Raw genomic sequence first — 23,872 nt, forward strand, 5'->3', positions numbered from 1 at the left:
GTCTACTCCAACCGCAGGGTGCGGCTAGCCCGAAGGATCACCTCCACCTGGGCCCGGATCACCTGCTCCTCGGAGAGGAGGGGGGCTAGCTCCTCCGCAAGGGTTTCCGCCAGCAGGTTGGCCTCCAGGGCCTGAAGGAGGGCCTTGCGCACCAGGAAGGCCTCCACGGGCCCCTTCTCCAAGCGTAAGAGCTCGTACTGGCCGGGGGCCAGGCTGTCCGCCATGCGCTTGGCCGCCTCCGGACCGATGGGCGCCTGCCTGCCGATGAGAAGGGCGTCCCACAGGGGAGGGATTTCAAAAGCTTGGCCACTTAAACGGAGCTCCAGCTGGCGGCGCGTTTCTTCCTTGCCCTTGGCCATGGGGCCATTCTACCGGTTTTCTTCGCTGTTCTCCAACCTCTGGAAGTTTCCCAGGGCTTCCCGCACCCGTTCGTGCACCCAGTAGGCCTTGCGGCCGAAGAGGAGCTCCACCGCCTCGTCCACCCCCTCCACGGCGTAGAGGTGGAAGACCCCCTCTTCCGCCGCCCGCACCACCTCCTCCCTTAGGGTGAGGTGGGGGAGGTTGGCCTTGGGCAAGACCACCCCTTGGGTGCCGGTGAGGCCCAGGGTCCGGCAGACCCGGTAAAACCCCTCCACCTTCTCCGCCACCCGGCCCACGGCTAGGACCCGGCCCGTCTGGTCCATGGCCCCGGTCACCGCCAGGTCCTGCCTCAGGGGGAGGCCCGCTAGGGCGGAGAGCACGGCGAGGAGCTCGGCGAGGCCCGCGGAGTCCCCCTCTATCCCTCCGTAGCTCTGCTCAAAGACCAGGCTCACGGTGGCGGAGAGGGCCCCTACCTGGGCGTAGGTGCCCCGGAGGTACCCGGCCAGGGTGAGGACCGCCTTGTGGAAGACCTGCCCCCCCAGGCCCACCTCCCGGTCAATGGAGAGGACCCCCTCCTTCCCGGGACCCGCCTGGGCGGTGATGCGTACGGGGCGGCCGGTGGCCAGGGGGCCCTCCACCACCACCAGGCCGTTCACCTCCCCCACCCGCTCCCCCTGGACCTCGAGGGCCACCACCCCCTCCCTGAGCTCCCTCAGGTACACCTCCTCCTCCAGGCCGAAGCGCTCCTCCCGGGCCCTGACCGCCTTCGCCACCGCCTCCGAGTCCACGGGGCTTTTGAGGCTCTGGGCCTCCCGGGCCAGGTCCAGGAGGCGGTAGAGCCTGGCGTCCAGCCTGTCCTTGTGCCCGGCCAGGCGGCGGGCCTCGTCCGAAAGGGCCGCCAGGCCCTCGGGGGTGAGGGTCACGCCCTCCCTTTCCAGGAAGCCTCCCAGATAGGCCACGTTCTCCTCGGTGTAGGGGATCTCGGGGCTGAACTCCACCCGGAAGGGGAAGAGCTCCAGGAACTCCTCGTCCTCCTCCAGAAGGGCGATGACCTCCGGCGGTCCCACCAGGAAGACCTGGGCCTTGAGGGGGGCGGGCTTCAACCGGGGACCTTTCACCTCGGGCCTTGGGGCCAGGGGCTCCACCTCCCCCGTGGCCAGGGCCCGCTTGAGGAGGGGGTAGCTCCCGAGCTCCAAGACCCGGTGGGCCTCGAGGACTAGCACCCCCCCGGTGGCCCGCACTAGGGCCCCGGGGCGGAGGAGGCCCAGGTGGGTGGAGAAGACCCCTTCCCTGGCCTCGTACTCCAGGTGGCCAAGAAGCCTCTCCGGGGTGGGGGTGGGCTCGTAGACCACCCGTTCCCCCCCCTCCACCAGGAGCCTTGGGAGAAGGGCTTCTAAGGGAAGTTCCTCCTCCAGGGCGGCGGCTCGGAGCAGGGTTTCCAGAATGTGGTCCAGGTAGCGCCCCGCTTGGGGGAACCGGGCCTTCAGGGCTTCGGCCTTGGGGAGGAGGAAGCGCTCGGCGAAACCCCGCCTTAGGGCGGCCACCTCCGCCTGAACCCGTTGCCGCACATCCAAGTGGGCCAGGACGGCCTCCTCCAACTTGGCCGAGAGCTCGGGGGGGAGGGTCCCCTTCCCGGAGAGCCGGAGCTGCTCCCCCTCCTCCAACAGGGCGAAGCCGTAGCTTTGGGCCTCCTCGGCGAGGGCCTTTAGGAGGGTCTCGGTCTCCCTCTCGTGGCGGGACTCCACCAGGCTCTTGGCGTAGAGGAAGCCCTTCTCCCGGAAGAGGGCCGGGGTGAACTCGGAAAGGAGCTCCTCTACCCCGTCCACCAAGGCCCTTCCCTCCCCTTCGGGAAGGAGGAGGGGGAAGGCCTCCTCCCCCAAGGGGAGGTAGACCAGCTCCTCCTTGGGGAAGGTCCGGCCTTGGAGGTAGGCGAGGAGGCGCTTGCGCTTGCCCAGGCCGCTCGGCCCCACCAGGTAGCCGTGCCCCCCTTGGCGGAAGGCGGCCTCGAGGGCCCTAAGAGCCCGCTCCTGGCCGAAGAAGGGCGGGGCGGGCCTGGGGGGGGTGGGAGGGGTGAACCAGCGCAGGGTGCGCACCCGCATCGGGCCCACTATACCCGGACCCCGGCCCCTCTCGTCTTGGGGTAAACTGGCGGCAAAGGGGGGATTTGATGGTCAAGGTGGAGGTTTTGGGCATGATCCTGGCGGGAGGGCAGGGGAGCCGCCTCTACCCCCTGACCGCCAAGCGGGCCAAACCCGCGGTGCCCTTCGGAGCCAAGTACCGCATCATCGACTTTGTCCTCAACAACTTCGTCAACTCCGGCATCTACGCCATCTACGTCCTCACCCAGTACAAGGCCCAGTCCCTCACGGAGCACATCCAGCGCTACTGGCGTTTCGGAGCCTTCTTGTCGGACCACTTCATCCTCCTGGTGCCCGCCCAGATGTACCGCTACGAGGAGCTCGGGCCCGTGTGGTACCGCGGGACCGCGGACGCCATCTACCAGAACCTCCACCTGGTCCAGAACCACGCCCCGAAGGCCGTGGCCGTCTTCGGCGGGGACCACATCTTCAAGATGAACGTCCGCCACATGGTGGACTACCACTACGAGAAGCGGGCGGACATCACCATCGCCGCCTACCCCGTACTCGTGGAGGAGGCAAGCCGTTTCGGGGTCCTGCAGGTGGATGAGGAGTGGCGCCTCACCGAGTTCCAGGAAAAGCCCAAGGCCCCCAGGCCCATCCCCGGGAAGCCCCACCTGGCCCTGGCCTCCATGGGGAACTACATCTTCCGCACCGAGGCCCTTTTGGAACTCCTGGAGGCCGACGCCAGGGACGAAGCCTCCAGCCACGATTTCGGCAAAGACGTGATCCCCCGGGCCCTCAAGGAAGGGTATAGGGTCTACGCCTACGATTTCCACCGCAACCCCATCCCGGGCCAGGAGGGCCCCAACCTCTACTGGCGGGACGTGGGCACCCTGGACGCCTACTTCGAGGCCAGCATGGACCTGGTCAAGGTCGTACCGGAGTTTGACCTCTTCAACCCCGAGTGGCCCCTCCGCACCGCCAACCTCTTCAGCCCCCCCGCCAAGTTCGTCCACGAGACGGGGGAGAGGGTGGGGCGGGCTCTGAATAGCCTCCTGGCGGGCGGGGTGATCGTGAGCGGAGGGACGGTGAGGGAGTCCGTCCTCTTCCGCCGGGTGCGGGTGAACTCCTATAGCCTGGTGGAGCGCTCCGTGCTCTTTGAGGACGTGGAGGTGGGGCGCTATTGCCGCATCCGGAACGCCATCGTGGACAAGAACGTCAAGATCCCCCCCAACACCGAGATCGGCTACGACCCGGAGCTGGACCGGGCCCGGGGGTTCACCGTGACCCCCGAGGGGGTGGTGGTGGTGCCCAAGAGCTACCGCTTCTAGCCATGGAGAAGCACCCCGGAAAGCTCTTCTACCGCCTCTCCCGCCTGAGCCCGGGGGACCAGCTTCCCCTTAAGCGCAAGCCCCGGGCTAAGGTCTACGCCAACCCTTTGGAGACCCAGGCCCTGCCTCCCTTTCGCCAAGAGGGCGGTCCTCCCCTCTTCCGGGCCATGGCCCACCTCAAGCCCCTCCTCCCCGAGGTGGGCTCGGCCCTCACCCTGAAGGACCTCTCCCAGGTCCTCTACCCTCTGGCGGAGCGGGGAGGGGGGCGGGGCTTTCCCTCGGCGGGGGGGCCTACCCCCTCGAGGCCTACCTGGTGGCCTTCCGGGTGGAGGGGGTCTTCCCCGGGGTCTACCACTACTTCCCCAGGGAGCACCAGCTCTTCCAGCTCTCGGGCAGGGCTGAGGTGGGGGCCTGGTCCGAGGCCCTCTTGGGGCTTCCCCTGGGCCAGGCTTCGGCCCTCTTGGTCCTAACCCTTTACCCCGAGCGGAGCGAGGCCTTGTTTGGAATTCGGGGCTACCGGTATGCTCTTTTGGAGGCGGGCTATGCCGTGACCCTTGCCCTTCTCGCCGCGGTGGGCCAGGGTCTGGCCGCCTATCCCGCGGAGACCTTTTACGACGAGGCCGTGGCCCGGTTGTTGGGTTTGCCCGAGGGGGAGCACCCCGGGGTGGTCTTGATCTTGGGACGCTAGGGATCCGGGGAAGCATTATGGCGCGTATCCTTCTGGTGGAGGACGACCCGCAGGTGGGAGAGCTGGTGAAGCGTTTTCTGGAGAAGGAGGGGATGGAGACCCTATGGGTACGCTCGGGGGATGAAGCCCTGGTCCGGGTCTGGGAGGGGCGGCGGCCCGATCTGGTAGTCCTGGACCGGGGCTTACCGGATAGGGAGGGGCTTGAGGTTTTGAAGGAACTCCGCCTCTTTGACCCCCTCCTTCCTGTTCTCCTCCTCACGGGGCGGGTCGACGAGGCGAGCCGGGTGGAGGGGCTTTTGGAGGGGGCGGACGACTACCTGGGCAAACCCTTCTCCCTCAAGGAGCTCTTGGCCCGCATCAAGGCCCTCCTCCGCCGGGCGGGGAAGGAGGGGAGGCGGCGCTTCGGCCCCTTGGAGCTGGACTTGGAGGCCCACCAGGCCTTCTTGGATGGGGAGCCCCTGAAGCTTTCCCCCACGGAGATGAACCTCCTCCTCACCCTAGTCCAGGCCCCGGGCCGGGTCTACACCCGGGAGGAGCTCTTGGACCGGGTCTGGGGGCCTGACTTCCCCGGATCGGAGCGGGTGGTGGACGCCTACATCCGCCTCCTCCGCAGGAAGCTAAAGGACGACCCCCAGGCCCCCCGTTTCATTGAGACCGTGGTGGGGCTGGGCTACCGCTTCCTGGGGGAGTAGTGGAAAGGGTCTTCGCCTACGGTACCCTCAAGCGGGGGGAGAGGAACCACTTCCTGGTGGTCCCTTACCTCCACCGGGTCCTCCCAGGCCGGGTATGGGGGTTTCGCCTTTTCCACCTGCCCCAGGGGGAGAAGCGCCCCTACCCCTACCCGGCTATGGTCCCGGGGGAGGGGTGGGTGGACGGGGAGGTCCTCTTCCTGGACCTCGAGGCCCTACCCCTTCTGGACGAGCTGGAGGAGGAGGGGGTGGAGTACCGGCGGGTGCAGGTCCAGGCGGAGACCCCCGAGGGGCTTATCCCCGCCTGGGCCTACCTCTACCTGGGGGACCTCGAGGGGGCAAGGCCCCTTCCCCCCGGGGCCTGGGAGGGGTAGGTACCCTGCCGGGGCTTCCGCCCCGGCGGGGGCCCCAGAAGAGGCCGGCCCACGCCAGACCCGCTATGCTTAGCCTATGCGGGTCCTCCACGTGGCCCCCGAGGCCTACCCCCTGGTGAAGGTGGGGGGGCTCGCCGACGTGGTGGGGGCCTTACCCAAGGCCCTGAAGCCCCTGGGGGTAGAGGCGGAGGTCCTCCTCCCCTGGCACGGGGGCCTCGAGGCCAGGAGGGTGGGGGAGGTGGGCTTCCCCTTCGCCGGGCGGGAGGAGGTGGCCCCCTTGGGGGAGCGGGTGGAGGGGGGGGTACGCTTCCTCCTCCTCGGGGTGGAGGGCTTCGGACGGGAGCGGGTCTACGGCTACCCCGATGACCCCGAGCGCTACCTGCGCTTCGCCCTGGCAGCGGGCCGCCTGGCCCAGGGCTACCACCTGGTCCACGCCCACGACTGGACGGCGGCCCTCCTCGCCCTCCTTTTCCCCACGGTCTACACCATCCACAACCTGGCCCACCAGGGGCTTTTGGACCCCGGGGCCTTCTTCCACTGGACCGGTTTTCCCTGGAATCTATTCCACATGGAGGCCCTAGAGTACCACGGCCGGGTCAACCTGATGAAGGGGGGGATCGTCTTCGCCCGGCGGGTGACCACGGTGAGCCCTGCTTACGCCGAGGAGATCAAGACCCCGGAGTTCGGCATGGGCCTGGACGGGGTCCTCCGCCGCCACGCCCACAAGCTCCGGGGGATCCTGAACGGCCTGGACCTCGAGGCCTTTGATCCCGCCAAGGACCCCCACCTCCCCGCCCCCTACACCCGGGAGGACCCCTCGGGAAAGGCCCTGGCCCGGGCCCTCTTTTGGGAAAAGACGGGCCTCAAGCCCCCCGTCCTGGCCTACATAGGCCGGCTGGACCCCCAAAAGGGCCTGGACCTCCTCCTCGCCGCCCTCCCCCGCCTTCTGGAACTGGGCTTTAGCCTCTACGTCCAGGGGGTGGGGGAGGAGGGGCTGGCCCGGGCTTTCCGGGAGGCGGCGGCGGCCAACCCCGATAGGGTGGCCTTCCTGGAGGCCTATCACGAGCCCATGGCCCGCCTGGCCTACGCCGGGGCCGAGGCCCTTTTGCTGCCCAGCCGCTTTGAGCCCTGCGGCCTGGCGCAGATGATCGCCCAGCGCTACGGCACGCCCCCCGTGGCCCGGGCCGTGGGCGGGCTTAAGGACACGGTGGAGGACGGGAGGACCGGGGTCCTCTTCCAGAGCTACCACCCGGAAGGCCTCCTCTACGGCGTGCTCCGCCTCTTCCGCCTGGGGGCGGAGGAGGTGGGGCTTAGGGGGATGGGGAAGGACTTCTCCTGGGAGGGGCCCGCCAGGGCCTACCACAGGGTCTACCGGGAGGCCCTAGACTAGGGAGGGATGGCGGACCCCCTGGACCACTTCCTGGCCCTCCTAAGGCGCAAGGACTATGGGGGGGCCCGGGCCTATGCCGAAGGCTTCCCCGAGGGAGAAAAGGAGCGGCTTCTTAAGGGTTTAGACCTCCTGGAGAGGGCCCCCGAGGCCCTCGAGGACCCCCTTTTCGCCGCCGAGAAGGAGGTGGTCCTAGGGGTCAAAGCGGTGCGGGAGGGCAGGCGGGAGGAGGCAGAGGCCCGCTTCCAGAAGGCCCTCACCCTGGACCCCCTGCACCATCGGGCCCTCACCAACCTGGGGTCCCTCCATTTGGAAAGGGGAGAGGAGGAGGCGGCCCTGGACCTCTACGGAAAGGCCTTGAGGCTGGCCCCCGACGACCCCCTTCTCCACGAGAACCTGGCCGCCCTCTACAAGAGGAGGGGGGACCTGGACAAGATGGTGGCCCACATGAAGCGGGCTACCCGGCTGAGGATGACCCCCCCCGCCCCCCTAGACCCCCTCACGGGGGAGCGCAAGCGCTCCATCCGGATTCCCCTTTGGGCCCTATTCCTCCTCCTCGCCCTCCTCGCCTACCTTTTCCTCTACAGGCCGTAGAGCCTGGCCAGGGCAGGCCCTGCCCCTCGGCGGGGATCCTGGGCAAAACCCCCTGGGACCCCCTGGGCTCACCGGGCGGGCCAACAAGTGGCCGTGCGGTGCGCTATGGGGGCCGCGGCCAGGTGGGGGTCAGATGCCCCGCAAGACCTCCTCCGGGGAGAGGGGCTTGGGTTCGCGAAAGGTGATTTCCTCCCCCTCCCCTTCCTCTAGGACCGCCAACCCTGGGCTCAAGGCCTCGAGGCGGGCGAGAAGCCCCTGGACCAGGTCCTCCGGGGTGCTGGCGGCGGAGGTGATGCCCACGCTCTCCACCCCGGAAAGCCACTCGGGGCGCAGGTCCTCGGGGCCATCGAGGCGGTAGGCCCGCCCGGTGAGGCTTTGGGCCAGCTCAAAAAGGCGCATCCCGTTGGAGGAGTGGGGGCTCGTCACCACCAGGAAGGCCTGCACCTTGGGGGCGATGCGCTTCACCGCCTCCTGGCGGTTCTGGGTAGCGTAGCAAAGATCCTTCCTTGCCGGCACCAAGAGCTTAGGGAAACGCCCTTTTAGGATCTCAATGGTGGCCAGGGTGTCGTCCACGCTGAGCGTGGTCTGGGTGAGGACCACCACCTTCTCGGGGTCGGGCACGGTCACGGTCCGGGGGTCGGCCAGGCGGGGGTCCTTGCCCACATGGGTGTGCACCGCCACCAGGATGATCCTCTCCGGGGCCTCCCCGTAGGTGCCCCGGATCTCCTGATGGTCGGCGGAGTCCCCGATGAGGAGGATCCAGTACCCCTCCTTGGCGTAGCGCCGGGCCTCGGTGTGGACCTTGGTCACCAAGGGGCAGGTGGCGTCCAGGATGGTGAGGCCCATCTGGGCCGCCTCCTGGCGCACCTTGGGCGGGTGGCCGTGGGCGGAGAAGACCAGGGTGTTTGCAAGCCGCCGCCTCCGGCGAAGGTCCTCTATCTCCTTCAGGTCCTCCACAAAGTGGACCCCCTTGGCCTTGAGGCGCTCCACCACTGCCCGGTTGTGGACGATCTCGTGATAGACCACAAGCTCTCCCTGGTCCTTCACCGCCTCGGTCCAGCGCTCCACGGCCTCGATGGCCATGACCACCCCGGCGCAGAAGCCTCGAGGCCGGGCCAGGTAGACCCGTTTAAGCCCGGACATGCCTCCCATTCTAGGGCCTGGGCGGCCTTTCTTCTGTGGCTCCAAGGACCTTCATCACAAGGGCGGTGGCGAAGGGGGTCTTGGCCCTTTCCAGGGCCTTTTTGGCCGTTTCCCCCCCCTTGCCCCCCGGGCGGAACCCCTCCTGGGCCAGGGCTAGGAGGGCCAGGGCCGTAGCGGGGAAGGAGAGGCCCTCCTTTTCCAAGAGGCCAAGCCCTTCGCCATAGCGGTGGAGGGCCTCCCGGTACGCCCCCTTCAGGAGGGCCTCGCTTCCCCTCTGGAAGGCCCGGGCCGCGGCCAAGGGTCCCTCCCCCTCCACCCAGGTTTCCCCCGCTTCCGCAGAGCGGTGAGCGGCCTCCAGGAGCCTCTCCAGGGCGAGGAGGCGCTCCTCCTTGGGGAGGGAGGGGTAGTGGGCGGCAAAGAGGGGGGCGAACCAGGAGAGGAGGAGAGGGCGGCGCAAACGAAAGGTCTCCCCCTGGGCCTCCACCTCCTCCCCCAGGGCCTTGAGGAGGGGCACGAGGCGGGGAAAGCGGGCCCGCACCTCCTCCCTCAAGACCCCCCCTTTAAGGGCCAAGAAGAAGCGAAAGGCTTCTACTCCTTCCACGCCTCCACTTCCTTGTACTGCACCAGGGCGGCGAAGAGGGGAGAGGGGCCCTCGGCCACGGCGAACTTCACCTCCACCAGGACCACAGCCTCCGGCAGGTCCTCCACGAAGCGGTTCAGGCGTTCCTGAAATATGTCTGGGTCGTTCCCGGTGATCACTTTGAAGCGGACCCCTTGCATGGCCCCATTATGCCCTCCTCTCCACCAGGGCTGCGAGGAGGTCCACGAGGACCCTTGCCGCCTCCCGGTTGGGTAGGGCCTCCAGGAAAGGGGGGAGGGTCCTCAGCCCCTCCTCCTTGAGGCGTTGGGCCACCCTCTTGGTCCAGGCCAGGGCCCCAGAGGCCAGGAGCCTCTGCCAAAGCCACCGCACCTCCGCCTCGGGTTTCGCCTCCCGGGGAAGGCGCAAAAGGGCCTCTGCGCGGGCCCTTTCCTCCGCCGAGGCCTCCTCGAGGAAGCGGATGAGGATCAGGGTACGCTTCCCCTCGTAGAGATCCCCGGCCCGCTCCTTGCCGTAGGCCTCGTCCCCCTCGAGGTTCAGGATGTCGTCCACGATCTGGAAGGCCGCTCCTAGCCTAAGCCCCGCCTCTTCGTAGAGGGGAGGGGGCTCCCTCCCCGCCAGGAGGGCCCCCAGGCGCAGGGGGGCCACGGCGGTGTAGTAGGCGGCCTTGTTCTCCACCATGAGGAAGTAGTCCTCAGGGGTCAGGTCCAGCCGCCCCGTAAGGGTCCAGAGGAGGTCCAGGTGCTGGCCGTAGGCGGTGCGCCGCACCAACTGCTGGAACTCCAAGAGGACCTCAGGGCCGAAGGCCCCTTGGGCCACCCCTTGGGCCAGGAGGCCCCACATCTCCCCGTGCAGGGCATCCCCGGCGTTCAAGGCCAGGGGCATGGGGTGGAGGCGGTGGAGGGCAGGGAGTCCCCGGCGCTCCTCGGATCCGTCCTCTATATCGTCGTGGATGAGAACCCAGTTCTGGAAAAGCTCCAGGGCTTCCCCAGTGAGCAGGGCCGCCTCTTCCCCGGCTCCGTGGGCCAGGGCGCTGTAGTAGGTGAGAAGACCCCTTAGCATCTTTCCCCCGCGGCGGGGATATTCCTGGAGGAGATCCTGGTAAAAGGGGTCAGGATGGTGGAGGCGGTTTACAAGCCTCTCGCCAAGGAGTTTGCGCACTTCCTGGGGCGCGGATGCCATGCTATACACTTTAGGCCATGCGCGGCTACGCCCTGGGCCTCTTGGCCCTCAACCTCCTCACCCTGATCTGGGGCACCACCTTCGTGGTGGTCAAGGGGGCGGTGGCGGAGATCCCCCCAAGCCTCCTGGTCCTCCTTCGCTTCCTGGTGGCGGGGGTTTTCTTCCTCCCCCTCCTTTTCCGTCTGCCCCCGGGGGCTTGGGGACCAGGGTTGGAGTTGGCCCTCTGGCTCCTTTTGGGCTACGCCTCCCAGGCCATAGGACTCGAGCACACCTCGGCCAGCCGGAGCGCCTTTATCACCGCCTTGAACGTGGTCCTGGTGCCCCTCCTCCTCTCCCTGGTGGGGAGGCGGGTGGGTGGGGTATGGTTGGCCGCCTTCCTCGCCCTCCTGGGGGTGGGGTTGCTCTCCTACGACCCTAGGCAGCCCCCCCTCAACGTGGGAGATTTCTGGACCCTCTTCACTGCTTTCGCTTATGCCATCTACATCGTGCGCCTCGAGGTCTACGCCAAGGCCTTCCCCTCCTTGCCCCTCACCGCCATCCAGGTCCTGGGCACGGCCCTTTTCGCCCTGCCCTGGGCTTTGGCGGAGGGCCTTCGCCTGGAGGAGGTGCCCTGGGGCGCGGTCCTCTACCTGGGTGTGGCGGCCACAGCCCTCACCACCTGGCTCCAGACCTGGGGACAGAAATACGTGCCCGCGCCCCAGGCGGCCGTCCTCTACACCCTGGAGCCCGTTTGGGCTACGCTGTTTGCCTTCATGATCCTGGAGGAGAGGCTAGGCCCCTTGGGTTTCCTCGGAGCCTTTTTGGTGATCCTCGCCACCCTCCAGGCTATCCGCCGATCCCCAGCATGACCCGCTTGCGCAGGGTGGGGAGGGTGTTGCCGAAGGCGGGCTTGCGGTGGGTGGCGATGAGGATGGCGTCCACCAGGGCCTCCACGGGTTCCTCGGCGGCGAAGGCCCAGGAGATGTCCATCTCCAGGTCGGTGAGGAGGCAAGGCCTGAGCCTCCGGTCCGAGGTGAGGCGAAGCCTGGAGCAGTGGGAGCAGAAGGGCTCGGTGACGGGGTTGATGAAGCCCACCGTGCCTTGAGCCCCAAGAATGCGGAAGACCCGGGCCGGAGAGGAGGGGTCGTGGGGGACAGGCTCTAGGGGACCGTAGACGGCCTCAATGCGCCCTCGGGTTTCCTTTCCCGGCACGAAGCGGCGGCGGTACTCCTCGGGGTCGGAGTTGTCCAGGTGCATGTACTCAATGAAACGCACGTGCAGGGGGCGCTCCAAGGAGAGGCCTGCCAGGGGGACCACCTCCTCCTCGTTCATACCCCGGATGACCACGGCGTTCAGCTTCACCGGGTGGAGGCCTAGCTCCAAGGCGGTTTCCACGGCCTCCAGCACCCGCTCCACCTTCCCGCCCCGGGTGATGCGGGTGAAGACCTCGGGGGTGATGGCGTCCAGGGAGATGTTCACCCGGGTGAGGCCCGCCTCCAGAAGCTCCTTGGCCCTTTTGGCGAAGAGGAGGCCGTTGGTGGTGATGGCCACGTCCTCCACGCCCTCCTTCTCCCGGGCCTTGGCGATCATCTGGGGGAGCTCCTTGCGCACCAAGGGTTCGCCGCCGGTGAAGCGAACCGCAGAAAGGCCCAGGAGGGAGGCGGCCTCGAGGAAGTGGTCCACGTCCTCCACGGTGAGGGTGCCGGGGGGTTCGTAGAGATCAAGGCCCAGGGGATGGCAGTAGAGGCAGTGCAGGTTGCAGCGGGGCGTCACCGAGATGCGAACGTCCTTGATAACCCTGCCATAGTTGTCCAGTAGGCGCATGCTTCCCCCTTGGGGGCCAGGATATACCATCCCGGACTCGAGGAGGTCACGGGGGTTACAAAAGCCAACCCCCCAGGCCTTCCTGGGGGGTGTTTGTGGAGCGGGAGACGGGATTTGAACCCGCGACCCCGACCTTGGCAAGGTCGTGCTCTGCCAACTGAGCTACTCCCGCAAAGGCAAAACCCCCCGCACCGACCTACTCTCCCAGGACCCTGCGGTCCAAGTACCATCGGCGCTGGCGCGTTTCACTTCCGTGTTCGGAATGGGAACGGGTGGTTCCACGCCGCCATGGGCACGGGGGATTCTCCTGTTTTGCCTTTCAAACTCCCCACGCCCCCTTGAGGGGCGGGGGATCCCGGCCGGGGTGGCCCATCAGGGCAAAGGGTCAAGACCTCGGACGATTGGGACCGGTCAGCTCAACGCCTCGCGGCGCTTACACCCCCGGCCCATCCACCGGGTCGTCTTCCCGGGTCCTTACCGGCTTGACGCCGTGGGAGGCCTCATCTTGGGGCGGGTTTCCCGCTTAGATGCTTTCAGCGGTTATCCCTCCCGCACATGGCTACCCAGCCTATGCCCCTGGAGGGACAGCTGGGAAACCAGAGGTGCGTCCCTTCCGGTCCTCTCGTACTAGGAAGAGCCCCCCTCAAGCCTCCTGCGCCCGTGGCGGATAGAGACCGAACTGTCTCACGACGTTCTGAACCCAGCTCGCGTGCCGCTTTAATGGGCGAACAGCCCAACCCTTGGGACCTTCTTCAGCCCCAGGATGCGACGAGCCGACATCGAGGTGCCAAACCTCCCCGCCGCTGTGGACGCTCGGGGGAGATCAGCCTGTTATCCCCGGGGTAACTTTTATCCGTTGATCGATGGCCCTTCCACACGGGACCACCGGTTCACTAGGCCCGGCTTTCGCCCCTGCTCGGCTTGCAGGCCTCACAGTCAGGCCCCCTTCTACCCTTGCGCTCTCCAGCGGATTTCCGTCCCGCCTGAGGGGACCTTTGGGCGCCTCCGTTACCCTTTAGGAGGCGACCGCCCCAGTCAAACTGCCCGCCAAGCGCTGTCCCCAATCCCTTGGGTTAGGCCCCCAGCCGCACCAGGGTGGTATTTCACCGGCGCCTCCACCGCCCCCGAAAGGGCGGCTTCCCAGGCTCCCACCTATCCTACGCAGGCGCGACCAAGAGCCAACACCAGGCTGCAGTAAAGCTCCACGGGGTCTTTTCGTCCTGCCACGGGTAGGCCGCATCTTCACGGCCAGTTCAATTTCACCGGGTCCCTCGCCGAGACAGCGCTCCGGTCGTTACGCTTTTCGTGCAGGTCGGAACTTACCCGACAAGGAATTTCGCTACCTTAGGACCGTTATAGTTACGGCCGCCGTTCACCGGGGCTTCGGCTCGGGGCTTGCACCCCTCCCCTTGACCTTCCGGCACCGGGCAAGCGTCGCTCCCTATACCTCCCCTTACGGGTTCGCAGAGAGCTGTGTTTTTGGTAAACAGTCGCCAGAGCCTGTTCACTGCGGCTCCCAAGCGGCGCCCGAGGGCGCCACCAGGAGCACCCCTTCTCCCGAAGTTACGGGGCTAACTTGCAGAGTTCCTTGGCGAGGGTTCTCCCGCGCGCCTTGGTGCTCTCGCACCCGCCCACCTGTGTCGGTTTGCGGTACGGGTTCCCGCGGGTTGTGCTTAGAGGCTTTTCTCGGCTCCCTGGCTTCGGAGGGTTGTCACCCTCACGGGCTTCCCCACCACGCAGAGCCCCCGGGGGGCGGATTTGCCTACCCCCCACCCTGCGCTTCTGGCCGGGCTCGTCCATGGCTCCGGTCCCCCTAGCCTAGAGCGTCCCCCCATCGCACCCGCGGGAAGGGCCGGAATATTAACCGGCTGTCCATCGGCTACGCCTCTCGGCCTCACCTTAGGCCCCGCCTAACCCTACGCTGACGACCATGGCGTAGGAACCCTTGGGCTTTCGGCGAGGGGGATTCCCACCCCCTTTATCGTTACTCATGCCGGCATTCGCGCTTCCCTTGCCTCCAGCCGCCCTCACGGACGACCTTCGTCGGCATCGGGAACGCTCCCCTACCGCCTAGGGCCTAGGCCCTAGGCCCGCAGCTTCGGCGCTGGGCTTGAGCCCCGATCATTTTCGGCGCAGCGCCACTCGACCAGTGAGCTATTACGCACTCTTTAAAGGATGGCTGCTTCTAAGCCAACCTCCTGGCTGTCCTCGCAGCGCCACATCCTTTCCCACTTAGCCCAGACTCCGGGACCTTAGCTGGCGGTCTCGGTTGTTCCCGCGCTCGGACGCGGACGTTATCGCCCGCGCCCTCACTCCCAGGCTCCCCCTGGGACCCTTCGCAGTTTGACAGGGTTTGGTAGGCTGGTGGGCCCCCTAGCCCTATCAGTGCTCTACAGGCCCCAGTCAGCACCTGAGGCTGACCCTAAAGTCATTTCGGGGAGAACCAGCTATCTCCGGGTTCGGTTAGCTTTTCACTCCTAACCCCAGCTCATCCGAGGGGTTTGCATCCCCCACCGGTCCGGGCCTCCACTGGGTTTCACCCCAGCTTCACCCTGGCCAGGGCTAGCTCACCCGGTTTCGGGTCCACGGCCGCGGACTGCGCGGGCCGCACGCGGCCCGCCTGCGCCCTCTTCGGACTCGGTTTCCCTACGCCTCCGCCTCCACGGCTTAGGCTCGCCCACGACCGTGAGTCGCCGGCTCATGCTTCAATAGGCACGCCGCAACCCCCAAAGGGGCCGCGACTGCTTGTAAGCCCACGGTTTCAGGCTCTATTTCACTCCCCTCCCGGGGTTCTTTTCACCTTTCCCTCACGGTACTGGTGCGCTATCGGTCACCCGGAGTACTTAGCCTTAGGCGGTGGTCCGCCCAGATTCCCCCATGGCTCCACGAACCACAGGGTACTCGGGTACCCTCACCTATCCCCCCACCTTTCGCCTACGGGGCTTTCACCCTCTTTGGCGCCCCTTCCCAGGAGGCTTCGGCTAGGCTAGGGATTCGGCATCCGAGGGCCCCACGACCCCGCCCGGACCAGCCGAGCGGTTTAGGCTCTTCCCCTTTCGCTCGCCGCTACTCAGGGAGTCGCTTTCGCTTTCCTCTCCTCTGGGTACTGAGATGTTTCAGTTCCCCAGGTTCCCCCCGCACAAAGGCGGTGGCCCGTGTTCCCACGGGCCGGGTTCCCCCATTCGGACATCCAGGGATCAAGGCCCGCTACCGGCTCCCCCTGGCTTATCGCAGGTAGCCACGTCCTTCCTCGGCTCGGGTGCCAAGGCATCCACCGTGGGCCCTTAGCATCTTGACCCTTCATGGACCACGCGGCGCGTGGCCCGTGGCTTCCATCCATCCACCCCGGCTTTCAAGATCCCCCGCCGCCCGTTGGGCAGCGCAAAGAGGAGTCTACCAAACCCCAAAAAAAGTGTCAAGGGGGTGGCCCGACCTCCACTTGCCCCCCGAGTTCCGACGGACGGAGATGTTTGGGGACTTCCCTTCACCCACAGACGCTTTGCCCTTGCCGGGTGGCCGGGGGTGAGGGAGGGAGCGGGGGTGGGGCACGCCATCCGGGGAGGGCGAGGGGACCGCCCTGAAGCCTGGCCGAGAGGGGGGAGGTGAGGCCCTTGGGGGCCTACTGCGGGCCGAGGGGTCTTGGGGGGCTACCGGGTGGACGTGGTGGGGGTTGGGGACCCAGACCCCGCGGCTTTTGGCCTTGGCCTGCACTGGGGATGGTGATGGGGGAGGCCCTGCGGGGAGTGGCGACGGGGGAAAGGGGGGGTTGGGCGGGGTAGGGGCGGGGGATTCTGGTCTCTTTCCCTCTTGGAGGCGCCTGGCCGCCTTCCCATAGCCCAACGGCGGGAGCTTGGCCATCTGGCGGTGCCGCTTGCTTCCACCGTAGCCCTTTGGAACAAGGGAAGCCCAGAGCACAGTATCTTGACGAGCGAGCTTTGTCCCGCTAAGCTAAACTTTGCGTGCGAGGGCGATTAGCTCAGCTGGTCAGAGCGCACGCCTGATAAGCGTGAGGTCGGTGGTTCAAGTCCACCATCGCCCACCAAAAGCCCCAGGCCGAAAGCCTGGGGTTCCCTGTTAGGGATCAGCTCTGAGGACTTTCTCGGCGCGCCACCCAGGTGTCGGCGATGAGGTCGTGCCAGGCTTGGCGCCTAGGGTGAAAAAAGGCCCAGACGTAGCCGAGCCCCAGGGGGAGGATGGAAAGGGTCTTGCCCACGACTTCCCGCATGAAGGCGGTTAGCCAGTCCACGGGGTTGCCGTCGGTCTTGACTACCCGGATGCCGAGCAGCATCTTCCCCGGAGTGGCCCCATAGAGGGCGGTGAAGACCACGTAATAGGCCCAGCTGGGGAGCGCGTTAAAGGTGAAGTTTTGCAAAGGGGTAGGGTTGGCCAGATCCACCCCTCCTAGGGCCATGACTAGGACGACGAGGGGAGCCAGGATCAGGCCGTCCACGAGGTAGGCCACGAGCCTCCGCCAGGGGCTGGCGGTCACCACAGGCCACCCCCCAGGTAGCGGTACTCCAGGCGGAAGTAGGTTTGGGATAGGGCTTCCCAAAGGGCCTGGGTTTCCGAGGCCAAGCCGAAAGGCAGTCCATCCCCCAGGAGTTCCCCAAGGAGGCCCCTAGGCTTCCGGTAGCGCACGAGGCGGAACTCCTCCAGCCCCGCCAGTTCGGCGGCCCTCCTGGCAGCGTCCTCGAGGTAGCCCTCCTGGTCGGCGAGGCCCAGGGCCACGGCCTGCTCGCCCGAGTAGATGCGCCCGTCGGCCAGGCGGTAGACCTCCTCTAGGGGCATCCCCCTCCCCTCCGCTACCCGCTTCACGAAGAGCTCGTAGGCTTCCCGCATGTAGCCTTGGATGATGGCCCTTTCCTCCGGGGTTAGGGGTCTCAGGCCTGAGGCCATGTCCTTGAGCCTCCCCTCCGTCAGGACCTCTACCTCAATCCCCAGCTTGGCCAGGAGCCCCTGGACCTGGGGCAGGGTAGAGATGACCCCGATGGAGCCCGTGATGGTGGTCGGAGCGGTGAAGATCTCCCGGGCAGCGGTGGCGGCGTAGTAGCCCCCGCTGGCGGCCACCGTGCCCAGGCTGGCCACCAAGGGTTTTGCCTGGGCCAGGTTCCTTAGGGCCCGGTGGATGGCCTCGGTCTCCGTGACCCCGCCCCCGGGGCTATCCACGTAGAGGACCACGGCCCTAACCCTCGGGTCCTCCTGGGCCTGGCGCGTCTGAGAGAGGAAGTCCTCCAGGGCCCTGCCGCCGGGGATGGCGCCCCTGAGTTCCAGGAGGAGGACCCTCTCCCCCCGGCCGAAGAGGGTGGTCTCCTGCCAGCGTCCCTTGGCCCTCTCAGGCGCGGTCAGGCGGCCCAGACCCACGGCCAACAAGGCGATGGCCAGGGAGAAGAGGAGAAGGGCAACCCAGCGCTTGCGGTTCATGCCCCCAGGTTAGCACGGAGTATGCTGGGGCCCGTGCTGAGGGTGGTGGTGAGGCCAGGGAAGGAGCGGAAGCTCAGGAACTTCTACCCCAACGTGTACCGGGACGAGCTCCTCGAGGCCCCCGAAGAGGCAGGGGTGGCGGAGGCCTATGGGGCCGATGGGGCCTTCCTGGCGGTGGGCTATTACGATCCCCGCTCCCGCATCCCCTTCCGGGCCTTCCGCTTTGACCGGGGGCCCTTGGATCGCCGCTTTTTCCGGGAGCGGTTCGCTAGGGCCCTTAGGAAGCGAGAAGGGCTAGGCTCAAGCCACCGCCTGGTCCACGGGGAGGCGGATGGGCTTCCCGGCCTGGTGGTGGACCGCTTCGGCGAGGTCCTGGTCCTCCAGGTGCGCTCCCGGGGGATGGAGGCCCTCCGGGAGGCCTGGTTTCCTACCCTCCTGGAGGTGGTGGCGCCCAAGGGCGTGTATGAGCGGAGCGACGTGGAGGCGAGGCGGCAGGAGGGCCTGCCTGAGCGGGTGGGGGTGGCCTATGGGGAGGTGCCGGAGATCCTCTTGGTGGAGGAGGACGGCCTCCTTTTCCCCATTCCCCTGGCCCTAGCCCAGAAGACCGGTTTCTACTTGGACCAGCGGGAAAACCGCCGCCTCCTCGAGGCCATGGTGCGCCCAGGGGACCGGGTCTTGGACGTGTACAGCTACGTGGGGGGCTTCGCCCTCAGGGCCGCTAGGAAGGGAGCCTACGCCCTGGCGGTGGACAAGGACCTCGAGGCCCTGGCCGTCTTGGACCGGGCTGCCCTTAAGGCGGGGCTTCGGGTGGACATCCGCCACGGGGAGGCCTTGGAGGTCCTTAGGGCCCTGGAGGGTTCCTTTGACCACGTCCTCCTGGACCCCCCTACCCTGGTGAAGCGCAAAGAGGAGCTTCCCGCCATGAAGGGCCACCTGGTGGACCTGGTGCGGGAGGCCTTGCGCCTCCTTGCCTCTGAGGGCTACCTCTGGCTTTCCACCTGCAGCTACTACCTGAAGGTGGAAGACCTCCTGGAGGTGGGCCGCCGGGCGGCTTCGGATCGAGGAATGCGCCTCAGGGTCCACGCCGTCACCCACCAGCCCAAGGACCACCCCTGGAGCCTCCACGTCCCCGAGAGCCTCTACCTCAAGACCCTGATCCTCCAGGAGGACGCCCTCTAGCCGCTTGGACCTGTATGATGAAAAGGGAGCACCCCTGGGGTGCGAAAAAGGAGGGTCCATGGAAGTGGCACGGGGTCTGGAGGGCGTTCTCTTCACGGAAAGCCGGATGTGCTTCATCGACGGGGAAGCGGGCCGCCTCTACTACTACGGCATCCCCATCCAGGAGCTGGCGGAGAGGAGCACCTTTGAGGAGACCACCTTTCTCCTCCTGCACGGGAGACTTCCCAACCGAGATGAGCTGGGAACCTTTAAAAGGGAGTTGGCCAGAAGGCGGGCCCTGCCCGGACATCTCCTGGAGTCTTTCCGACGCTACCCCACCTCAGCCCACCCCATGAGCTTTCTGCGCACTGCCGTCTCCGAGCTAGGGATGCTGGATCCCACCGAGGGGGACATCTCCCGGGAGGCTCTTTACCAGAAGAGCCTGGACCTCATCGCCAAGTTCGCCACCATCGTGGCTGCCAATAAGCGCCTCAAGGAGGGCCAAGAGCCCGTCCCCCCTAGGGAGGACCTCTCCCACGCCGCCAACTTCCTCTATATGGCGAGCGGCGTGGAGCCTTCCCCCGAGCAGGAGCGCCTCATGGATGCGGCCCTGATCCTCCACGCCGAGCACGGCTTCAACGCCAGCACCTTCACCGCCATCGCCGCCTTCTCCACGGAAAGCGACCTCTACTCGGCCATCACCGCCGCTGTGGCCTCTTTGAAGGGCCCCAGGCACGGGGGGGCCAACGAGGCGGTGATGAGGATGATCCAGGAGATCGGTACCCCGGAAAGGGCCCGGGAGTGGGTTCAGGAGAAGCTTTCTAACAAAGAGCGCATCATGGGCATGGGCCACCGGGTATACAAGGCCTTTGACCCCCGGGCCGGAGTCCTGGAGAAGCTAGCCCGCCGCGTAGCGGAGAGGCACGGTTCCTCCACGGCCTACCAGGTCCTAAAGGTCGTGGAGGAGGAGGCGGGGAAGGCGCTCAACCCCAGGGGCATCTACCCCAACGTGGACTTCTACTCCGGGGTGGTCTACTCCGACCTGGGCTTTGGCCTGGAGTTCTTCACCCCCATCTTCGCCGTGGCCCGCATCTCCGGCTGGGTGGGGCACATCCTGGAGTACCAGGAGCTGGACAACCGCCTCCTGCGCCCCGACGCCAAGTACACCGGGGAGCTGGACAAGCCCTACGTCCCCATTGAGGCCCGCGGCTAGCCCCACCCCATCCGGGGGCCCCGTAAAGCCTTCAGGGGCGGCCTTTGCCCGCTTTAACGGGTTCTGGGTTTAAGGGGAATCCTGGGTTTCTACAGGCGGCAGAAGGCCTGGTAGTCTATGAGTTCCCGCTGCGTGGGGCTTTCCCCGCAGACGGGGCAGGTGGGATTGCGCCGCACCTTGAGCCTACGGAAACCCGCTTCCAGGGCGTCATAGAGCAGAAGGTATCCAGATAAAGGCTTGCCGAGTCCAAGGAGGATCTTCAAGGCCTCGACTGCCATCAGGGCCCCCACCGCGCCCGGGAGAACCCCGAAGACCCCGGCCTCGGCGCAGGAGGGCACGGCACCTGGGGTGGGAGGCCTGGGGAAGAGGCAGCGGTAGCAGGGGCCCATCTCCCCCTCCGCCGTGGGGTGGTGGAAAAGGGCCACCTGGCCGTCAAACTGGTGGATGGCCCCAAAGACCAAAGGTTTGTTCAAGAGGACGCAGGCATCGCTCACCAGGTAGCGGGTGGGGAAGTTGTCGGAGGCGTCCACCACCAGGTCGTAACCCTTCAGGATCTCCAGGGCGTTTTCCGAGGTGAGCCGCACCGGGTAGGCCTCGAGGCGCACCAGGGGATTGAGGGCGGCAAGCCTCTCCTTGGCCACCAGGGCCTTGGGCCGGCCCACGTCCTCCGTGGCGTAGAGGACCTGGCGGTGGAGGTTGGAGAGCTCCACCTGGTCCATCTCCACGATCCCCACCCGGCCCACCCCCGCCGCCACCAGGTACTGGAGGACGGGCACCCCAAGCCCCCCGCCCCCACCACCACCACCGAGGCCCCCTTTAGCCTCTCCTGCCCCTCGGGGCCCACCCCGGGCAGGATCATCTGCCGGTGGTACCGGTCCAGCTCCTCCTTGGTCCACATCTAGGCCTCCCGGGTGCCGAAGCCGGGGGGGAGGAAGTCGGGGTAGTCGGGGTTGCCCTTGCGGTCCGGCGCTTGGGGGACGAGGTCCGAGGGGTGGGGCTCCCCCTTGCGGCAGTAGGGGCAGTCGTGGCGCACCTTGTAGCGCACGGGCTTGGCGGGGATGCCCAGGGCGATGGCGTGGGGGGGGATGTCCTTGGTGACGATGGCCCCGGTGCCCACCATGGCGTCGTCCCCGATGCGCACCCCCGCCAGAATGGTGGCGTGGTAGGTGATGCGCACCCCGCTGCCGATGATGGTCTCCTTCAGGGTCACGTCCGGGGAGGCCAGGACGTGGTGGGTGTGGCTGTAGACGTTCACGTAATCGGAAAGGGAGGTCCTATCCCCGATCTTGATCCCCCCGATGTCGTCCAGGAGGACGTGGCGGTGGACCACCACCTCGTCCCCCAGCTCCAGGTTGTAGCCCACGGAGAACTCCACGTTCTGGAAGAACTTGGGGTTTTTCCCCACCCGCTTGAAGATGAAGGGGGCAAGGGCCCTGCGGATGGCCACCCCGGAGTGCACGGACTGGCCGATGGGGGTGAGGTCCAGGACCTTCCAGAACCAGAGGAGGGGCTTCGCCTTCTGGAACTTCTCTTGGTCTGTGGCGGCGTAGTGTTCGGCCTCAAAGGTGATGCCCTCGGGATCCAGGGCCATGGCCGCCAGGGGGTTCACCTCCGAGAGCTCCTCGTAGGGCCTGGCGTAGAGGAGGCGGGCAAGCTCCTCGCGGACCAGGGCGTTCCGGTCCACCCCCGGGTCGGCAAGCCTTTCCACCAGGCCCCCGATGAACCGGTCCAGGGCCTTTTGGTGGAAGGAGGTGATGGTCTTGGGGAGCAGCCAGGGCATAGGCCTATGGTAAAGGGAAAGGGGTCCTCAGGGGAGGCCGGGCTCAACCTACCGAGGCCCGGTAGCCCAGCTCCCTCAGGGCCTCGGGGTCCTTGCGCCAGTCGGGGTAGACCTTGACCTCGAGGTCCAGGTAGATCCTGCGGTTCAAGAAGACCTCCAGCTGCTTTCTCGCCGCCTGGCCGATCTCCTTGAGCTTCCGTCCCTCTTCGCCGATGACGATGCCCTTTTGGGAGGGGCGCTCCACGTAGAGGAGGACCTTGATGTAGAGGATACCGTTTTCCCTCTCCGCCACCTCCTCCACCTTGGTGGCGATGGCGTAGGGCACCTCGTGCCAGAGGCGCTTCATGGCCTCCTCCCGCACGATCTCCGCCACCCACTCCCCGAAGGTCTGGTCGCTTTTGGCGTGGTCCTCGGGGTAGTAGAAGGGGCCTTCGGGCATGAGGGCGAGGAGCTCCGCCTTAAGCCCGCCCACCCCCTTCTCGTCCAGGGCGGAGAGCATCCGGGGTAGGGCCTCGGGCAGGAGGGCGTGGTAGGCCTTCAGGGCCTCTTCCGGGTACTTGGCCTCGTCCAGCTTGTTGCCCACGAGGAGGATGGGGACCTTGCCCACCAAGGGCTTTAGGGCCTTGGCCACCAGCTCGTCCTCCGGGGTGGGGGGGTGGCGGAGGTCGGCCACCCACACCACGGCGTTCACGTCGGCCAGGGCCTCGTAGACCTCCTGGTCCATGAACTCCCCCAGGGCGTCCATGGGCTGGTGGAGGCCCGGGGTGTCCACGAAGACGATCTGCCGGTTCCCCTCGGTGAGGATACCCCTTAGGCGCTTCCGGGTGGTCTGGGGCCTTGGGCTTACGGGAGCCACCTTGATGCCCAAGAGGTTGTTGAGGAGGGTGGACTTGCCCACGTTGGGCTTGCCCACGATGGACACGAATCCGGAATGGGTTTTCTCTTCCATGGCGTTTAGGTGATCCCGGCCTTGGGATTTGCCCATAGGGGCAGGGGCCGGACCTTCCAGGTTTTTCAGTATACTCCAGGCCGTGGACCCCTTGGCCCTGGCCCTCCTACCGGGGATCGGTCCCAAAAGGCTCCAGGAGCTTTTGGAGGAACCAGATCCCAGGGCAGCCCTAGAGGAGCGCTTCCCCCAGCTTTTGGAAAAGCTTCCCGAAGCCCTGGGGCAAGCGGAGGCGGAGAGGCAGAGGGCAAAGCGCCTTGGCCTCCGCATCCTAGGCCTTTGGGAGGAGGGGTTTCCCGAGGGCCTAAGGCGCCTTCCCCAGCCCCCCACCCACCTCTACCTCAAGGGGGCCCTGCCGGAGGAGGGGGAGGCGGTGGCCATCGTGGGCACCAGGAGGGCGGCCCCTTGGGCCCTTTCCTTTGCCCGCAGGCTGGCCCGGGCCCTGGCGGAGGCGGGGGCGGCGGTGGTCTCCGGCCTGGCCCGGGGCATTGACCGGGAGGCCCACCTGGGGGCCCTCGAGGCCGGGGGGCGCACCCTGGGGGTCTTGGGGAGCGCCCTGGACCGCATCTACCCGCCGGAGCACCGCCCCTTGGCGGAGAGGATGGACCTCCTCTCAGAGTTCCCCTTGGGCACCGGCCCCAAGCCGGAGCACTTCCCCCGCAGGAACCGCCTCATCGCTGGGCTCTCCCGGGCGGTGATCGTGGTGGAGGCCCCCCTGGCGTCCGGGGCCCTCATCACCGCCCGCTACGCCCTGGAGCTGGGCAAGGAGGTCCTGGCGGTGCCGGGCCGTCCCACGGACCCGGGCTCCCAAGGGGCCAACCGCCTCATCCAGGACGGGGCCTACCCGGTCCTCGCCCCGGAGGATGCCCTCTCCTACCTGGGTTTTTCCGGGAGGCGCAAGGAGGCCCCGGAGCTTTCCCCGGAGGAGGCCCAGCTTTACGAGCTCCTCCGCCAGGGGGAGGCCTTGCCCGAGCACCTGGCGGAGGCCCTAGGCCTGAGCCCGGAGGCCGTCCTCGCCCTCCTCACCCTCCTGGAGCTTAAGGGCCTGGCCCAAGCCCTTCCCGGGGGGCGGTATGGGGTTGCCTGAGGGGCCCTTGTTCCAGGGGCCAAGGCCAGCGCCAAAA

At 67.1% G+C, this 23,872-nt stretch carries 20 protein-coding genes, 2 tRNA genes, 2 rRNA genes and 2 pseudogenes; 11 read left to right on the plus strand and 15 right to left on the minus strand.

Annotation, left to right across the window (positions count from 1 at the left end):
- Positions 1–2: 2 nt before the first annotated feature.
- Positions 3–359, minus strand: coding sequence for a hypothetical protein (locus ATI37_RS09260; RefSeq protein ID WP_117238099.1), 357 nt, complete (start codon positions 357–359; stop codon positions 3–5).
- A gap of 9 nt (positions 360–368) precedes the next feature.
- Complete coding sequence (locus ATI37_RS09265; RefSeq protein ID WP_117238100.1) at positions 369–2,459, minus strand: AAA family ATPase; 2,091 nt, start codon at positions 2,457–2,459, stop codon at positions 369–371.
- 68 nt (positions 2,460–2,527) lie between these two features.
- Here ATI37_RS09265 and glgC point away from each other — a divergent pair, with 68 nt between their 5' ends.
- The 6 genes and pseudogenes from glgC (at position 2,528) to ATI37_RS09295 (ending at position 7,504) form a co-directional block, all read left to right on the plus strand.
- Complete coding sequence (gene glgC / locus ATI37_RS09270; protein ID WP_117238101.1) at positions 2,528–3,772, plus strand: glucose-1-phosphate adenylyltransferase; 1,245 nt, start codon at positions 2,528–2,530, stop codon at positions 3,770–3,772.
- A gap of 2 nt (positions 3,773–3,774) precedes the next feature.
- A pseudogene (locus ATI37_RS09275) lies at positions 3,775–4,460 on the plus strand (SagB/ThcOx family dehydrogenase).
- A gap of 17 nt (positions 4,461–4,477) precedes the next feature.
- Positions 4,478–5,152, plus strand: a complete 675-nt coding sequence (locus ATI37_RS09280) for a response regulator transcription factor (RefSeq protein ID WP_117238102.1) — start codon at positions 4,478–4,480, stop codon at positions 5,150–5,152.
- Positions 5,152–5,523, plus strand: coding sequence for a gamma-glutamylcyclotransferase family protein (locus ATI37_RS09285; protein ID WP_117238103.1), 372 nt, complete (start codon positions 5,152–5,154; stop codon positions 5,521–5,523). Before ATI37_RS09280 ends, ATI37_RS09285 begins: the two co-directional genes overlap by 1 nt.
- A 76-nt stretch (positions 5,524–5,599) precedes the next feature.
- Positions 5,600–6,913 (plus strand): glycogen synthase, encoded by a 1,314-nt coding sequence (locus ATI37_RS09290; protein ID WP_117238104.1) that lies wholly within the window; start codon positions 5,600–5,602, stop codon positions 6,911–6,913.
- A 6-nt stretch (positions 6,914–6,919) separates the two neighbouring features.
- Entirely contained in the window at positions 6,920–7,504 is a 585-nt protein-coding gene (locus ATI37_RS09295; RefSeq protein WP_117238105.1) for a tetratricopeptide repeat protein, read from the plus strand.
- Positions 7,505–7,633: 129 nt separating this feature from the next.
- Here ATI37_RS09295 and ispH read toward each other — a convergent pair whose 3' ends face one another.
- Genes ispH through ATI37_RS09315 form a run of 4 tightly spaced genes read right to left on the minus strand, consistent with a single transcriptional unit; the run spans position 7,634 to position 10,427 of the window.
- Positions 7,634–8,656 (minus strand): 4-hydroxy-3-methylbut-2-enyl diphosphate reductase, encoded by a 1,023-nt coding sequence (gene ispH / locus ATI37_RS09300; protein ID WP_117238106.1) that lies wholly within the window; start codon positions 8,654–8,656, stop codon positions 7,634–7,636.
- Position 8,657: 1 nt separating this feature from the next.
- Positions 8,658–9,248, minus strand: a complete 591-nt coding sequence (locus tag ATI37_RS09305) for a hypothetical protein (RefSeq protein WP_117238107.1) — start codon at positions 9,246–9,248, stop codon at positions 8,658–8,660.
- Positions 9,236–9,427 carry a hypothetical protein gene (locus ATI37_RS09310; protein WP_117238108.1) on the minus strand — a complete coding sequence of 64 codons (192 nt, stop codon included), beginning with the start codon at positions 9,425–9,427 and terminating at the stop codon, positions 9,236–9,238. The genes ATI37_RS09305 and ATI37_RS09310 overlap by 13 nt, the downstream gene beginning before the upstream one ends.
- 7 nt (positions 9,428–9,434) lie before the next feature.
- Positions 9,435–10,427: a polyprenyl synthetase family protein gene (locus tag ATI37_RS09315; RefSeq protein WP_117238583.1), complete on the minus strand. Its 993-nt coding sequence runs from the start codon at positions 10,425–10,427 to the stop codon at positions 9,435–9,437.
- Positions 10,428–10,444: 17 nt separating this feature from the next.
- Between ATI37_RS09315 and ATI37_RS09320 the strand changes: the two genes are divergently transcribed.
- On the plus strand, positions 10,445–11,275 hold the full coding sequence (locus ATI37_RS09320; protein WP_117238109.1) for a DMT family transporter: 831 nt from the start codon (positions 10,445–10,447) through the stop codon (positions 11,273–11,275).
- Here the strand turns inward: ATI37_RS09320 and moaA are convergent.
- From moaA to ATI37_RS09340, 4 genes are all read right to left on the minus strand, one after another.
- Positions 11,253–12,230 carry a GTP 3',8-cyclase MoaA gene (gene moaA, locus ATI37_RS09325; protein ID WP_117238110.1) on the minus strand — a complete coding sequence of 326 codons (978 nt, stop codon included), beginning with the start codon at positions 12,228–12,230 and terminating at the stop codon, positions 11,253–11,255. The two genes, ATI37_RS09320 and moaA, sit on opposite strands and share 23 nt — an antisense overlap.
- Before the next feature lie 96 nt (positions 12,231–12,326).
- Positions 12,327–12,402, minus strand: a tRNA-Gly gene (locus ATI37_RS09330).
- A gap of 11 nt (positions 12,403–12,413) precedes the next feature.
- A 5S ribosomal RNA gene (gene rrf / locus ATI37_RS09335) occupies positions 12,414–12,530 on the minus strand.
- A gap of 81 nt (positions 12,531–12,611) precedes the next feature.
- A 23S ribosomal RNA gene (locus ATI37_RS09340) occupies positions 12,612–15,528 on the minus strand.
- A gap of 667 nt (positions 15,529–16,195) precedes the next feature.
- Between ATI37_RS09340 and ATI37_RS09345 the strand changes: the two genes are divergently transcribed.
- Positions 16,196–16,272: transfer RNA gene (locus ATI37_RS09345), tRNA-Ile, on the plus strand.
- 39 nt (positions 16,273–16,311) lie between these two features.
- On the opposite strand, the gene ATI37_RS09350 is transcribed toward ATI37_RS09345, so the two are convergent.
- Together ATI37_RS09350 and sppA are read right to left on the minus strand one after the other, a co-directional pair.
- Complete coding sequence (locus ATI37_RS09350; protein WP_117238111.1) at positions 16,312–16,722, minus strand: RDD family protein; 411 nt, start codon at positions 16,720–16,722, stop codon at positions 16,312–16,314.
- Complete coding sequence (gene sppA, locus ATI37_RS09355) at positions 16,716–17,651, minus strand: signal peptide peptidase SppA (RefSeq protein ID WP_117238112.1); 936 nt, start codon at positions 17,649–17,651, stop codon at positions 16,716–16,718. The genes ATI37_RS09350 and sppA overlap by 7 nt, the downstream gene beginning before the upstream one ends.
- 21 nt (positions 17,652–17,672) lie before the next feature.
- On the opposite strand from sppA, the gene ATI37_RS09360 reads away from it, so the two are divergent.
- Together ATI37_RS09360 and ATI37_RS09365 are read left to right on the plus strand one after the other, a co-directional pair.
- A complete protein-coding gene (locus ATI37_RS09360) occupies positions 17,673–18,830 on the plus strand; it encodes a class I SAM-dependent rRNA methyltransferase (RefSeq protein ID WP_117238113.1) in 1,158 nt (385 codons plus the stop codon).
- A gap of 58 nt (positions 18,831–18,888) precedes the next feature.
- On the plus strand, positions 18,889–20,022 hold the full coding sequence (locus ATI37_RS09365; protein ID WP_117238114.1) for a citrate synthase/methylcitrate synthase: 1,134 nt from the start codon (positions 18,889–18,891) through the stop codon (positions 20,020–20,022).
- Between the two features lie 209 nt (positions 20,023–20,231).
- Here the strand turns inward: ATI37_RS09365 and ATI37_RS09370 are convergent.
- From ATI37_RS09370 to era, 3 genes and pseudogenes are all read right to left on the minus strand, one after another.
- A pseudogene (locus ATI37_RS09370) lies at positions 20,232–20,920 on the minus strand (HesA/MoeB/ThiF family protein); the annotation flags it as partial.
- On the minus strand, positions 20,921–21,802 hold the full coding sequence (locus ATI37_RS09375; RefSeq protein WP_117238115.1) for an acyltransferase: 882 nt from the start codon (positions 21,800–21,802) through the stop codon (positions 20,921–20,923).
- A 43-nt stretch (positions 21,803–21,845) separates the two neighbouring features.
- The gene (gene era / locus ATI37_RS09380; RefSeq protein ID WP_117238584.1) at positions 21,846–22,751 is read right to left on the minus strand and encodes a GTPase Era; all 906 of its coding nucleotides are present in this window, start codon (positions 22,749–22,751) and stop codon (positions 21,846–21,848) included.
- A gap of 82 nt (positions 22,752–22,833) precedes the next feature.
- Between era and dprA the strand changes: the two genes are divergently transcribed.
- Positions 22,834–23,835 carry a DNA-processing protein DprA gene (dprA, locus tag ATI37_RS09385; protein WP_117238585.1) on the plus strand — a complete coding sequence of 334 codons (1,002 nt, stop codon included), beginning with the start codon at positions 22,834–22,836 and terminating at the stop codon, positions 23,833–23,835.
- Positions 23,836–23,872 lie beyond the last annotated feature (37 nt).

It is taken from the genome of Thermus sediminis, from assembly GCF_003426945.1.
Classification (GTDB): Bacteria; Deinococcota; Deinococci; order Deinococcales; family Thermaceae; genus Thermus; species Thermus sediminis.

Excerpts from the sequence above, each read along its gene's own strand:
- sppA (WP_117238112.1), bottom strand. The coding sequence starts at position 17,651 with ATGAACCGCAAGCGCTGGGTTGCCCTTCTCCTCTTCTCCCTGGCCATC.
- ATI37_RS09280 (WP_117238102.1), top strand. The coding sequence starts at position 4,478 with ATGGCGCGTATCCTTCTGGTGGAGGACGACCCGCAGGTGGGAGAGCTG.
- ATI37_RS09265 (WP_117238100.1), bottom strand. The coding sequence starts at position 2,459 with ATGCGGGTGCGCACCCTGCGCTGGTTCACCCCTCCCACCCCCCCCAGG.
- ATI37_RS09315 (WP_117238583.1), bottom strand. The coding sequence starts at position 10,427 with ATGGCATCCGCGCCCCAGGAAGTGCGCAAACTCCTTGGCGAGAGGCTT.
- ATI37_RS09320 (WP_117238109.1), top strand. The coding sequence starts at position 10,445 with ATGCGCGGCTACGCCCTGGGCCTCTTGGCCCTCAACCTCCTCACCCTG.
- glgC (WP_117238101.1), top strand. The coding sequence starts at position 2,528 with ATGGTCAAGGTGGAGGTTTTGGGCATGATCCTGGCGGGAGGGCAGGGG.
- ATI37_RS09310 (WP_117238108.1), bottom strand. The coding sequence starts at position 9,427 with ATGCAAGGGGTCCGCTTCAAAGTGATCACCGGGAACGACCCAGACATA.
- ATI37_RS09375 (WP_117238115.1), bottom strand. The coding sequence starts at position 21,802 with ATGCCCTGGCTGCTCCCCAAGACCATCACCTCCTTCCACCAAAAGGCC.
- ATI37_RS09260 (WP_117238099.1), bottom strand. The coding sequence starts at position 359 with ATGGCCAAGGGCAAGGAAGAAACGCGCCGCCAGCTGGAGCTCCGTTTA.
- ATI37_RS09295 (WP_117238105.1), top strand. The coding sequence starts at position 6,920 with ATGGCGGACCCCCTGGACCACTTCCTGGCCCTCCTAAGGCGCAAGGAC.
- ATI37_RS09290 (WP_117238104.1), top strand. The coding sequence starts at position 5,600 with ATGCGGGTCCTCCACGTGGCCCCCGAGGCCTACCCCCTGGTGAAGGTG.
- moaA (WP_117238110.1), bottom strand. The coding sequence starts at position 12,230 with ATGCGCCTACTGGACAACTATGGCAGGGTTATCAAGGACGTTCGCATC.
- era (WP_117238584.1), bottom strand. The coding sequence starts at position 22,751 with ATGGAAGAGAAAACCCATTCCGGATTCGTGTCCATCGTGGGCAAGCCC.
- ATI37_RS09360 (WP_117238113.1), top strand. The coding sequence starts at position 17,673 with ATGCTGGGGCCCGTGCTGAGGGTGGTGGTGAGGCCAGGGAAGGAGCGG.
- ispH (WP_117238106.1), bottom strand. The coding sequence starts at position 8,656 with ATGGGAGGCATGTCCGGGCTTAAACGGGTCTACCTGGCCCGGCCTCGA.
- ATI37_RS09365 (WP_117238114.1), top strand. The coding sequence starts at position 18,889 with ATGGAAGTGGCACGGGGTCTGGAGGGCGTTCTCTTCACGGAAAGCCGG.